At 73.1% G+C, this 12,476-nt stretch carries 10 protein-coding genes; 3 read left to right on the top strand and 7 right to left on the bottom strand.

The window, feature by feature from the left end; genetic code table 11:
• Positions 1-9: 9 nt before the first annotated feature.
• On the top strand, positions 10-429 hold the full coding sequence (rutC, locus tag FV234_RS08480) for a pyrimidine utilization protein C (RefSeq protein ID WP_147828721.1): 420 nt from the start codon (positions 10-12) through the stop codon (positions 427-429).
• On the top strand, positions 429-1,229 hold the full coding sequence (gene rutD / locus FV234_RS08475; RefSeq protein WP_147828720.1) for a pyrimidine utilization protein D: 801 nt from the start codon (positions 429-431) through the stop codon (positions 1,227-1,229). Before rutC ends, rutD begins: the two co-directional genes overlap by 1 nt.
• Before the next feature lie 233 nt (positions 1,230-1,462).
• Here the strand turns inward: rutD and FV234_RS08470 are convergent, their stop codons facing one another.
• Positions 1,463-3,268: an adenine deaminase C-terminal domain-containing protein gene (locus FV234_RS08470; protein WP_147828719.1), complete on the bottom strand. Its 1,806-nt coding sequence runs from the start codon at positions 3,266-3,268 to the stop codon at positions 1,463-1,465.
• Between the two features lie 113 nt (positions 3,269-3,381).
• Between FV234_RS08470 and hydA the strand changes: the two genes are divergently transcribed.
• On the top strand, positions 3,382-4,791 hold the full coding sequence (gene hydA / locus FV234_RS08465) for a dihydropyrimidinase (RefSeq protein WP_147828718.1): 1,410 nt from the start codon (positions 3,382-3,384) through the stop codon (positions 4,789-4,791).
• Between the two features lie 3 nt (positions 4,792-4,794).
• On the opposite strand, the gene FV234_RS08460 is transcribed toward hydA, so the two are convergent.
• The 6 genes from FV234_RS08460 to FV234_RS08435 are packed head-to-tail and all read right to left on the bottom strand — an operon-like array spanning position 4,795 to position 12,381.
• A complete protein-coding gene (locus FV234_RS08460) occupies positions 4,795-7,674 on the bottom strand; it encodes a molybdopterin-dependent oxidoreductase (protein ID WP_147828717.1) in 2,880 nt (959 codons plus the stop codon).
• Positions 7,671-8,492 (bottom strand): FAD binding domain-containing protein, encoded by an 822-nt coding sequence (locus FV234_RS08455; protein WP_147828747.1) that lies wholly within the window; start codon positions 8,490-8,492, stop codon positions 7,671-7,673. Before FV234_RS08455 ends, FV234_RS08460 begins: the two co-directional genes overlap by 4 nt.
• Positions 8,493-8,548: 56 nt before the next feature.
• Complete coding sequence (locus FV234_RS08450; RefSeq protein ID WP_147828716.1) at positions 8,549-9,568, bottom strand: biotin-dependent carboxyltransferase family protein; 1,020 nt, start codon at positions 9,566-9,568, stop codon at positions 8,549-8,551.
• Positions 9,565-10,320 (bottom strand): allophanate hydrolase subunit 1, encoded by a 756-nt coding sequence (locus tag FV234_RS08445; RefSeq protein WP_147828715.1) that lies wholly within the window; start codon positions 10,318-10,320, stop codon positions 9,565-9,567. Before FV234_RS08445 ends, FV234_RS08450 begins: the two co-directional genes overlap by 4 nt.
• A gap of 4 nt (positions 10,321-10,324) precedes the next feature.
• Positions 10,325-11,086, bottom strand: a complete 762-nt coding sequence (locus FV234_RS08440; protein ID WP_147828714.1) for a 5-oxoprolinase subunit PxpA — start codon at positions 11,084-11,086, stop codon at positions 10,325-10,327.
• A gap of 26 nt (positions 11,087-11,112) precedes the next feature.
• Entirely contained in the window at positions 11,113-12,381 is a 1,269-nt protein-coding gene (locus FV234_RS08435) for an MFS transporter (protein WP_147828713.1), read from the bottom strand.
• Between the last annotated feature and the right edge of the window lie 95 nt (positions 12,382-12,476).

Genomic DNA, 12,476 nt, shown 5'->3' with positions numbered 1-12,476 from the left:
CCCAAAAAAATGCCCAAGACCATCGTGATCCCGCCCGGCACCGGCAAGCCGCTGGCGCCCTACGTCCCCGGAACGCTCGCGGACGGCGTACTCTACGTCTCCGGCACCCTGCCGCTCGACGCCGACGCCAACGTCGTCCACGTGGGCGACGCCGCCGCCCAGACGCGCCACGTGCTGGAGACCATCAAGGGCGTCGTGACGGCCGCCGGCGGCACCTTGGACGACGTGACCTTCAACCACGTCTTCCTCAAGGACTGGGCCGACTACGCCGCGATCAACGCGGTCTACGCCGAGTACTTCCCCGGCGAGAAGCCGGCGCGCTACTGCATCCAGTGCGGGCTGGTGAAGCCGGACGCCCTGGTGGAGATCGCCTCGGTGGCGCATGTCGGCCACCCGGTCGGCGCGCTCGCCGTCGACACCTCGGTCTGATGCCGGTCCACCACGATGTCGCGGGCTCCGGCGCGCGCACCGTCCTGCTCTCCCCGGGGCTCGGCGGGATGGCGGGCTACTTCGCGCCGCAGATGCCCGCTTTGGTCCCGCACTTCCGGGTCCTGACCTACGACCACCGCGGCACCGGCCGCTCGAAGGGCGCGCTCGAGCCCGGCCACGACATCGCGGCGATGGCCGATGACGCGCTGGCCGTCCTCGACGCCACCGGCACCGAGACCGCGGACGTGGTCGGGCACGCGCTCGGCGGGCTGATCGCCCTGCAGCTGGCGCTGACCCACCCCACCCGCGTCGGGCGCGTCGTCGTCGTCAACGGCTGGGACGCGATCGATTCCGCGACGCTGCGGTGCTTTTCCGCCCGCAAGGCGCTCCTGAACCAGGCCGGCCCGGAGGCCTTCGTCCGGGCGCAGGCGATCTTCCTCTATCCGGCCCCGTGGCTCTCCGAGAACGCCGCGCGGGTCGCGTCGGACGAGGCGCATGCGCTGGCGCATTTCCCCGGCCCCGAGACGGTGCTCGCGCGGATCGCCGCGCTGGAGCGCTTCACGCTCGAAGGCCGGCTCGGCGCGATCCCGCACGAGACCCTGGTGATGGCGGCCCGCGACGACGTGCTGGTGCCCTACACCGCCTCCGAACGCCTCGCCGCCGGCCTCGCCAACGCCCGCCTCGACCTCGTGCCGGAGGGCGGCCACGCCCACAGCGTCACGCGCGCCGAAGCGTTCAACCGGACGCTGCTCGCCTTCCTGGGTCGAGTGCGGGTCACCGCGATGTCCGATCTTCGATGACGGCCGCACCCGTTTTCCCGGACGGGTGAAGCGTCAGCGGAACCCGATCCGGGACCCAGCGGACAAGGGTCGCGAAGCGTCGGAAACCCTTGCGCCGTTCGTCAGCCTTGCGCCGTTCGTATCGAGCCGCTGGCGCGGCCCTTCCTCCTGCTGGTTCCCGGATCGCCTTCCGCTGACGCTCCAGGCGTCCGGGAAAACGGCGTGCCGGCGAAGGGCGTGGGCTCGACGCCCACTCAGGCCGGCTCGAACAGCGGCACCTGACGCATCTCCGGCACCAGCACCAACCCCTTGTCGGTGATGCGGATCTGAGGGATCACCGAGAGCGGAATCAGGTTGAAGCCCATATAGGGGATGGTGCAGCCGGCCCGCTCCCAGGCGACCTTGAGGGCACGGACCTCCTCGGCGACGGCGCCGACGCGCTTGTCGGAGAGAAGGCCGGCCACCGGCAGCGGCACCATCGCGACGACCGCGCCGTCCTCGACGACGCAGACCCCGCCCTGATGCACCGCGACGGCCTCGACCGCGACGCGCATGTCGGTCTCGTTCAGCCCGGCGACAATCAGGTTGTGCGAATCGTGGCCGACGCTGCTCGCCACCGCGCCCCGCTTCAGCCCGAAGGCCCGCAGCAGCCCGTGCGCCGCGTGGCCGCCGAGTCCGTGCCGCTCCACCACGGCGACGTGGCACAGGTCGTGTCCCGCGAGCGTCGCCGCCCAGTCCCCAGCGGGGTTCAGGGCCACGCGCTCGTGCATGAGCTCGATGCCCGGCAGGGTCGTGCGGATCGCGTTGACGGTGCAGGGCGCCGAAGGCAGCGCCGGGACCAGCGCCGGCACCGGGTCGGGCAGATGGACGGTGGCGTAGGCCCGGGCCGGATAGCGGTAAGGACGCGACAGGACCGCGTCGAGGCGGGGTGTGACCGTGCGGTTCTCGACCACCAGCTCGCCGCCGTACCAGGTCGATCGCGGCACGAGGTCGTCGTCCAGCAGAACGAGGTCGGCCCGGCGGCCGCCGCCGAGGCCTCCGATCTCGCCGTCGAGGCCGTAGCGGGTCGCGGGGTGCAGCGAGCCCATCGACCAGGCCGCGGGCTTCGGGATGCCCATCCGCACCGCCTCCCGCACCACCCAGTCGAGCCCGTAGGCGAGGAGGTCTTCCGCGTCGCGGTCGTCGGTGCAGCAGCAGACCCGCTTGCCTGCGGCACCGTAGTCGATGACCGTACCGATCGCCTTCGGCAGCGAGTGCCACGGGGTGGTGGGCGGCCCGCCGCGCAGGAAAATCCAGACGCCGGCGTCGAGCAGGTCGTCGGCGATGTCGCGGTCGATCGCCTCGTGGGTGTCGGTGACGCCGGACGCGGCGTAGGCCGCGACGAAGTCCCGGCCGTAGATGTGGCCCGAGACCGGGCGCCCGCGCGAGAGCGATGCTGCGATGATCGCGTGCGCGCGCGGGTCGCCCTCCGCCACCGCGACGAAGTCCATCTTCTCGCCCAAGCCCACGGCCTCGGGCCAGGCGTCGAACAGGGCGGCGATCTTCTCGGCGGTGAGGTCGCCGCCCGCGGTCTCCAGCTCCGGCCTCGTCGCCGGCACCGTGCTCGGCACCGTGAGGTAGATGTTGAGCGGGGCCTCGCGGGCATCCTCCAGCATCCAGGCGACGCCGTCGGCATCAAGCACGTTGCCGATCTCGTGGCTGTCGCAGACGATCGTCGTCGTGCCGTTGAGCAACGCGGCCTCCGCGTAGGCGCAGGCGGTGACCATGCTGCTCTCGATGTGCAGGTGCGGGTCGACGAGGCCCGGCGCGATCAGGCCGCCGCCCGCATCGAACCGCGCTGCGCCGCCGCGATGGCTGCCGGCGGGCTTCACCGCCGCGATGCGGCCGCCCGCGACCCAGATCTCGCGCTCGGGCAGGATGCGGTCGGAATAGGTCGAGAGTACCCGCGCGCCTGCGATCACCAGATCGGGCTCGGCCCGGCCCGACGCCACGTCGGCCAGGCGGCGCGTCATCGTCGCCAGCGGCGCGACGGAGAAGCGGTTCAGCGGGCTTTGGGACATCGGGGCTCCCGGATCGGTCTTCGGCGGATGCGGGCTACCGGGGCACGCATCGTGCCAGGGCCTTGCGGACCGGCCCGCCTCATCAGGGTCCACGGACGAGGCTACGAAGGACAATGCCTGAATTCGACCTCGCGATCCGCGGCGGCACCGTCGTCACCGCCGCCGACACGCTCCGCGCCGAGATCGGCATCCGCGACGGCCGCATCGTCACTGTCGCCGAGCGGGTGGCGGACGCCGCCCGCACCGTCGACGCGTCCGGCCTCTTGGTGCTGCCGGGCGGCATCGACAGCCACGTCCACATCGCGCAGCCCTCCGGCCCCGGCATCGTCATGGCCGACGACTTCGCCTCGGCGACCCGCGCCGCCGCGGCCGGCGGCAACACCTGCGTGATGCCGTTCGCGTTGCAGCCGCGGGGCGTGTCCCTGCGCGAGGCGGCCGAGGCCTATCGCGCGCTGGCCGAGGGGCAGTGCCACGTCGACGTGGCGATCCACCTGATCGTCTCGGACCCGACCGAGGCGGTGCTCGGCCAGGAGCTGCCGGCGCTGATCGCCGCCGGCTACACCTCGTTCAAGGTGTTCATGACCTACGACGACCTCGTCCTGAACGACCGCCAGATCCTCGACGTGTTCGACGTGGCCCGGCGCGAGGGCGCCCGCGTGATGGTCCACGCCGAGGGCTACGACGCGATCCGCTACCTCAGCGAACGCCTGGAGAAGGCCGGCGAGACCCGGCCGTTCGGTCATGCGCTGTCGCGGCCGCAACTGGTCGAGCGCGAGGCGGCGCACCGGGCGATCAGCCACGCCGAGCTCGTCGATCTCGACATCGTCATCGTCCACGTCTCGGGCGAGCAGGCGATGGAGCAGATCGCGTGGGCGCAGGGGCGCGGCCTCAAGATCCACGCCGAGACCTGCCCGCAATACCTGACGCTCACGGCCGACGACATGAAGGGGATCGGCGACGACCCGATGTCGGGCGCGAAGTACGTCTGCTCGCCGCCCCCGCGGGACGCCGCGAGCCAAGCGGCGATCTGGTCCGGCCTGCAGCGCGGGGTGTTCGACGTGGTCTCCTCCGACCATTGCCCGTTCCGCTACGACGACCCCGCCGGCAAGTTGAACCCGCGCGGAAAAACCTCCTTCCGCTGGATCCCGAACGGCATCCCCGGCATCGAGACCCGGTTGCCGGTGCTGTTCTCGGAGGGCGTGTCGAAGGGGCGGATCACACTGAACCAGTTCGCCGCGCTCACCGCCACGAACCACGCCAAGCTCTACGGCCTGTATCCGCGCAAAGGCTCGATCGGCCCCGGCTTCGACGCCGACCTGACCCTGTGGGACCCGAACCGCCGCGAGACGATCCGCCAGGCCGCCCTCCATCACGGCGCCGACTACACGCCCTGGGAAGGGTTCCAGGTCACCGGCTGGCCGGTGATGACGATCGCCCGCGGGCGGGTGATCGCCGAGGATGGCCGGGTGCTGTCCGAGCCGGGCCAGGGCCGCGTCCTCGACCGGAGCGTCGCGCCGGCCTGAGGCTCAACGCGTGCCGACGCTCCGAAAGATCCGGTCCGGTGCGAACGGGGTCTCGGTCAGCCGCGCGCCGGTGGCGTCGCGGATCGCGTTGGCGAGCGCCGGGGCGACCGGGTTGAACGGGCTCTCGCTCATCGATTTCGCGCCGAGCGGGCCGACGCTGTCGTGGGTGTCGGCGAACAGCACCTCCGTCGCCGGCACGTCGGCGCAGGCGGGGATGTGGTAGTTGCGGAAGGTCTGCGTGGTCACGCGGCCTTCCGCGTCGAGGCGCAAGTCCTCGTAGAGCGCCGCGCCGAGCGCCTGCGCGACGCCGCCCTCGACCTGCCCGCGGCACTGCATCGGGTTGATCACCCGCCCCGCGTCGGCCGCGTGGACGCTGCGCAGGATGCGGACCTCGCCGGTGCCCGGATGCACCGCTACCCGGAACGCCTGGACGTTGAAGGCGACCGAGCGCGGCGAGCCGTCGGCCCGCCCCTCCGCTTCGAGCGGACCTTCCGCGATCAGGTCGGCCAACGCGACGCGACCGCCCGGAACGGCCACGTGGTCGGCCTCCAAACGGCAGTCGGCGGGCGCGACGCCCGCCTTCGCCGCGGCCCGGGTCAGGATCGCGCGGGCCAGCGCCTCCGCGGCGTTCAGCGTCGCGCGCCCCGCCACGACGATGCCGGTGCTGCCGTAGGCGCCCGTATCGTGGCCGACCGCGTCGGTGTCGGAGGCGCGGATGCGGATGCGGTCCGGCGTGGTGCCGAGCGCCGCGGCTGCGATCTGCGCATGCACGGTGGTGGTGCCGTTGCCGAACTCGGCGGTGCCGACGGAGAGGTCGTAGATGGCGCCGCCGGAAGGGGCGCCATCACCGCGACGGACCCCCTCTCCCGTGCGGGAGAGGGTTGGGGTGAGGGATGAGACCATGCCGGAGAGGTCACGCCCCTCACCCCGTCCCTCTCCCCCTGGGAGAGGGGACCCGCGATCGCTTGCGTCCCCGCCTAGCCCGATCCGCGCGTCCGAAAAATGCCCGCGCGGCGGGATCGTGTCGATCATCGCCATCGCCATGCCCTCGCCGACGCGCCAGCCCTCCGGGGCCGGGTCGCCGAAAGGCGCTGCCATCGCCCGCTCGGCGAGGTCGAGGCACTGGTCGAGGCCGTAGCTGCCGTATTCGACGTCGTGCGGTTCGAGGCTCGTCGAGACCATGGGATCGCCGGGCCGCACCGCGTTGCGGCGGCGCATCGCGTAGGGGTCGAGGCCGAGGTCGCGGGCGAGCTCGTCCAGCGCCGATTCGACGGCGAAGATCGTCTGGCTGAGGCCGTAGCCGCGGAAGGCCCCGGCCGGCAGGGTGTGGGTGTAGACGGCGTAGCCGTCGACGCGCTTGTTCGGGCAGCGGTAGGCACCGATCACCTCGTTGGTGCCGTGGTGGAGCACGCCGCCGGCATGGTTGCCGTAGGCGCCGGTGTTCGAGACCACGTCGAGCTGGATCGCGGTCAGCGTACCGTCGGCCTTCGCGCCGAGCTTCACCCGGACGCGCATCGGGTGGCGGGTGGTGGTGGCGACGAACTGTTCCTGGCGGGTGAACTCCCACTTCACTGGGCGCCCGGTGCGGAGCACCGCCAGCGCGACCAGGTCCTCGGTGAGCATCTCCTGCTTGCCGCCGAATCCGCCGCCGACCCGGCCCGCCACCACCCGCACCTGCGACCGGTCGAGGCCGAACAGGGTGCAGAGCGCGTCGCGGGTCAGGAACGGCACCTGCGTCGAGGAGCGGATCACGAGGCGGCCGTCGGGATCGCGCCAGCCGATCGCGCCGTGGGTCTCGAGGTGGGCGTGCTGCACCCGCTGCGAGCGGTAGGTGCCCTCGTAGACGCGATCCGCCTCGGCGAACCCGGCCTCGACATCGCCGACGAGGCCGTGCGCCTCGGCCGCGAGGTTCGCGCGGGCTTCTAGCGGCGGCGCGTCCGCGCCCGCCGGGACGGCGGCGTGGACGCGCGGCGCGTCGGGCCGCATCGCCTCATCCGGGTCGAACACCGCCGGCAACGGCGCATAGTCGACCTTGAGCGCCCGCACGCCGGCCTCGGCCGCGGCTTCGGTCTCGGCGACCACCGCGGCGACGCGCTGGCCGACGAAGCGCACCACGTCGTCGAGCACGCGGGTGTCGGGCGCGTCGTCGGCCGGGTTCTCGTGGCGGCCGGTGGAGAAGCGCGCCTCCGGCACGTCCGCATGGGTGAAGATCGCGACGATTCCCGGTAGCGCCAGGGCGGCCTCGCGGTCGATCGCGACGATCCGCGCGTGCGGGTGCTCGGAGCGCAGCACCTTCATGTGCAGCAGGCCCGGTATCGCCAGGTCGAAGGTGTAGGCGGCGCGCCCCGAGACCACGTCAGGCGCGGCGGGCGCGGGCACGCTGCGGCCGATCGGGTCGCGCAAGCTCGCCGCCTCGGCGGCGGCGATGCCGGCGATGGCGTCGCGGATGGCGCGGTAGCCGGTGCAGCGGCAGAGGTTGCCCTTCAGCGCCGTGCCGAGGTCGCGCTTCTGGCCCTGGTCGAGGGCCGCCGCCGTCATGATCATGCCCGGCGTGCAGAACCCGCACTGGAAGCCCTGCGCCGCGACGAAGGCCGCCTGCATCGGGTGCAGGGCGTCGGGCGCCCGATCCGCTGCCCCCTGCCCCGGCCGGCACGGGCCGGACAGGCCCTCGATGGTGGTGACCTCGCGCCCTCCGGCCCGGAACGCCGGCAGGAGGCAGCTGTGGATCGGCTCGCCGTCGAGGTGGACCGTGCAGGCGCCGCAATCGCCGGCGTCGCACCCCTTCTTGACGCCGAACCAGCCGCGCTCGCGCAGCAGGGTGCGCAGGCACTGGCCGGGGCGCGGGGCGACCTCCTCGGCGTGGCCGTTGACGACGATCCTCATGCGGCGTCCCCGAGTTCGGCTCGGATCTCCTCGGCGAGCAGGCCGGTGACGTGGTGCCGCCAGTCCGGCGCGCCGTGCACGTCGTCGTACCAGAGCGCGTCGTCGATTCCCGCGGCGATGGCGTCGGCGAGGTCGTCCGCGCCCGGCGATCTCGGGAAGGCGAGGCGCACCGGGCGGCGGGTGGCGGCCGTGACGGTGAGGGCGAACGTGCCGTCGGCGTCCCGCGTCCCGATCAGGAGGGCGCCGGAGCGGCCGTTCGGGCTGAGCGAGATCCGGCGGAAGGCCGTGCGCCGCCGTAGGGCCGCCGCCGGCATGTCGAGGCGCAGCAGGACTTCGTCCGGGGCGAGCGCGGTCGTCTGCGGCCCGAGCACGAAGTCGGCCACCGCCATGCGGCGCTCGCCGCCCGCGCCGGTGCGGATGGTGCAGACGCCGTCCAGCGCCACGCCGAGTGCGATGATCGGCCCGGCAGGCAAGGCGAGGCAGAGGTTGCCGCCGACCGTGGCCCGGTTCCAGATCTTGAACGAGCCGAGCAGCGCCCGGCAGCACTGCCCGACCAGCGGCGCGGCGATCCAGGCCCGCGGCAACTCGATGCGGTCGAGGGCGGCGATGGTGCAGGTGGCCGACAGGCTCAAAGCGGCCTCGGTCGCCGCGCTCGGCGGCAGCGCCAGGCCGGTGAGGTCGATCAGCCGGGCTAGATGCGGCTGCGGCTCAGAGAACAGCCAGGTGCCGCCGGCGAGCCATGCGTCGCCCAAGCGCCAGCCCGGCAGTGCACCGGGCTCCCGCGGCGTCAGGACGGAGGTGATCGTGTCGAGATCCATGTCGCCGTGCCCAAGCAAGTCTTCGTCCAACCGCTTGCGCGGCTGGCGTCGCACCATCACCCCTTCGCGTCGATCACGCCGCCCACGAGATTGAGGCCGAGCAGCAGCTCGGACGGGAACGCGGTGCGGATCACCGGCTCCGTCCGGATGTCGGGGACGAGGCAGGCGGCCTCCGCCCGGCGGGCGGCGACGGCCTCGGCGACCGAGACGGCGGAGAAGCGCAGCCGCGCGCCGGCCTGGGCCTGCGCCAGCCGCCCGAGGTCGGGGCCGATCACGGTCGCGATCTTCGGGTAGCCGCCGGTCGACTGGCGGTCGGCCATCAGCACGATCGGCAGGCCCTCGCCCGGTACCTGGATCGCGCCCATGGAGATGCCGTCCGAGACGATGTCGTGGCCGCGCGCATGGGTCAGGCGCGGGCCGTCGAGGAAGCAGGCCATGCGGTCGCCGCGCCCGCCGACCGTCCACGGGCCGGCGAGGAAGGCTGCGATCTGGTCCGGCGCGAAGGCGTCGTCCTGCGGTCCGAGCACCACGCGGATCACCTCCGCCGGCCGGTCGAGCCAGGGCGCGACCAGGGTCTGCGGATCGCCGGCGCCGGCGCGGGCCTCCTCGACGGCGAGCCTGTCGCCGGCCGCGAGCGCGCGCCCGTCGAGCCCGCCGAGGCCGGACCGGGTGTGCGTCGCGGTGGAGCCGAGCGTCGGCGCGACGGCGACCCGGCCGCATAAGGCGAGGTAGCACCAGGCGCCGGCCGTGCCCGCCCGCACGGCGAGCGTCCGGCCCGGCTCCAAGGTCAGCGCGACGGACGCCGGCAGCGCCTGGCCGTCGAGGGCGACGCGAAAGCCCGTGCTCGCCAGGACGAGACCGAGCGGGCCGCCCTCCGCCGCGACGGTGATGCCGCCGGCCGAGACCTCGATCGCGGTCGCGCCTTCCGGGTTGCCGGCGGCGCGGTTGGCGGTGGCGAAGGCGAGCGGGTCCATCGGCCCGGCGGCGGTGATGCCGTAGCGCAGGTATCCGTGGCGGCCGGCATCCTGGAGCGTGACGCTCGGGCCGGCGGCGAGGATCGCGAGGTGCGGGCTCACGGCGTGGCCTCCTCGGCGAAGGCCTCGCGCCGGGCCACGACCTCGCCCGCGGCGGCGCGTCGTTCCAGGGCGGCATAGGTCGCGGCGTCGACCGGCTCGAAGCGGATGCGGTCGCCGGCCGCGACCGGGAAGGTCTCGTCGCGCTCCGGCGCGTAGAGGCGGGCGGGCGTCCGCGCGATCACGTACCAGCCGGTCGGCATCGGCACGGTCCCGACCGCGGCCAGGCCGCCGCCGACCAGCAGGGCGTTGGCCGGATGCGGCGGCCGGGGCTTGGCTCGGCGCGGCACCGCGAGCGCCTTCGGCAGGCCGCCGAGATAGGCGAAGCCCGGCGCGAACCCGTACATGTAGACCCGGTAGGTGGCGCCTGCATGAAGCTCGGCCACCCGCTCCGGCGAGAGGCCGGCGAGTTCGGCGATGGCGGCGACGTCCTCGCCGCAGGGTTCGCCGTCGCTGGTCTCGGCGTAGCAGCAGGGCAGCGTCCACAGGGTCGGCGCTGCCCGGCTCGCGTTCGCGCCGTCGGCGAGCGCCATGACGCGCCCAGCCAGTGCCTCGCGGCTCAGCACCAGCGGGTCGTAGTGGATCATCAGCGAGCGGTAGGTCGGCACGGTCTCGCGGACGCCCTCGGGCGGGTCGGCGCGCAACGCCGCGTCGAGCGCCAGGACCCGGTCGTTGATCGCCGGGTCGACGGTGCTTCCGAACTCGGCGACGAGGGCCGCCTCCCCGGCATCGAGCAGGCGTAGGGTCTGCTCCACCGCCTCAGGCCCGGAACGAGGCGAGGCGGATGCCGGCGCCTTCGAGCTTTTCCCGCACGGCGCGGGCGGTGGCGACCGCGTGGGCGGAATCGCCGTGGACGCAGACCGAGCGGATCGGCGTCGGCAGGCGGGAGCCCTGCGCCGTCACGATCGCGCCGGATTCCACCATCGCGAGGACGCGGCTCGCCGCCTCCTCCGCGCTCTCGATCATTGCGCCGGGTTGGCCGCGGGCGATGAGCTGCCCGTCCTCGGTGTAGCCGCGGTCGGCGAAGATCTCCTGGTGGATCTGGAGGCCCGCCGCCTCGCCGGCCGGCACCTGCGCGGTGAGCGCGATGGCGAGCAGCGCGAGGTCGCGGTCGACGGCCCGCACCGCCCGGGCGATGGCGTCGGCGACCGCGCGCTCGGCGGCGGCGAGGTTGGCGAGCGCCCCGTGCGCCTTCACGTAGGTGACGCGGTGGCCGGCGTAAGTCGCGAGCGCCTGCGCGGCCCCGACCTGGTAGGCGACGAGGCGCTCGATCTCGGGCGGGGTGAACGGCATCCGCCGCCGCCCGAAGCCCCAGAGGTCGGGGAAGCCCGGATGGGCTCCCACCGCGACGCCGTTCGCTTTCGCGCGCGCGAAGGTTTCGGCCATGATCTCGGGGTCGCCCGCATGCATCCCGCAGGCGACGTTGGCCGAGGTGACGATGCCGAGCATCGCCGCGTCGTCACCGCAGGCGTAGGCGCCGAAGCCCTCGCCGAGGTCGGAGTTCAGGTCGACGCTCGCCATGTCCGCTGCTCCCGTCCCGTCGCTGGTCACGCCGCCGCCGGCATTGTCACGGCCGGGATCGCCCCGTCTGCGTCGAGCTCGCGGCCGGCGGTCTCGGGGAGCAGGAGGGCCGCCAGGATCACGAGGCAATAGGCGCTGGCCGCCACGACCCCGATGGCGATGCCCAGCGTCAGCGATCCGGACAGATGCGCGACCAGCGCCGGGCAGGCCGCCCCGGTCGCCCGGCCGAAATTGTAGCAGAACCCCTGCGCCGACCCCCTGACGCGGCTCGGGAACAGCTCGCTGAGGTAGGCGCCCATGCCGGAGAAGACGCCGGACAGGAAGAAGCCGAGCGGAAAGCCCAGGAACAGCATCGCCGTGTCGGTGATCGGCGCCAGGGTGTAGCCGAGCACGAGCAGGCCGGCGCAGAACCCGAACAGGATGAAGCCCTTGCGGCGGCCGATCCGGTCGGAGAGGTAGGCGCTCGTCAGGTAGCCGAGGAAGGAGCCGAAGATCAGCATCAGCAGGTAGCCACTGGTGTTGAGCACCGAGAGGTTGCGCTCGGTCTTGAGATAGGTCGGCAGCCAGGTCGTGACGGCATAGTAGCCGCCCTGCATCCCGGTGGCGAGGAGGCTCGCGAGCGCCGTCCGGCCGATGAGGTCTCGGGAGAAGATCTCCAGGAAGTTGCCGCGGTCGCCGACCGCGTGCATGGCCGAGCGGGTCTGCCGGTAGACCTCCGGATCCTCGATGTTGCGGCGGATCCAGAAGATCAGCACCGAGGGCACCGCCCCGATCCAGAACAGGATGCGCCAGCCGGACGCCGGCTCGACCAGGGCGAAGACCGCCCAGAAGGCGATGGCCGCGACGGCCCAGCCCACCGCCCAGCTCGACTGGACGAGGCCGACCGCCTTGCCGCGGTAGCGCGCCTGGATCGTCTCGGCGATCAGCACCGAGCCGACCGACCATTCGCCGCCGAAGCCGAAGCCCTGCATGGCGCGGGTGAACAGCAATTGCTCGTAGGAATGCGTGAACCCGGACAGCACCGTGAAAACGGTGAACCACAGCACGGTCCCCTGCAGCACGACGACCCGCCCGTACCGGTCGGCGAGGATGCCCGCGGCCCAGCCGCCCACCGCCGAGGTGACGAGCGCGGCGGTGGCGATGTTGCCGGCCTGGACCGTCGTCAGCCCCCACACGATCACCAGCGTCGGTATGAGGAAGGTGTAGATCATGTAGTCGAAGGCATCGATGCCGTATCCGGCGAAGGCGGCGGCCAGGACGCGTCTTTCCGGCGGGCTCGTGTCTTTCAACCACATGGCATTGCTCACGTTCTCGGGTGGGATCGGGTCATGTCTTCATGGTGCGTGTCGGCGCGCCGGCTCGCCGAAGCATGCGGCGGCTTCCGCGAAGC

Origin of the sequence: Methylobacterium sp. WL8 (assembly GCF_008040045.1) — a bacterium.
Taxonomy (GTDB): Bacteria; Pseudomonadota; Alphaproteobacteria; order Rhizobiales; family Beijerinckiaceae; genus Methylobacterium; species Methylobacterium cerastii.
This window is presented reverse-complemented; position numbering and strand designations above follow the sequence as displayed.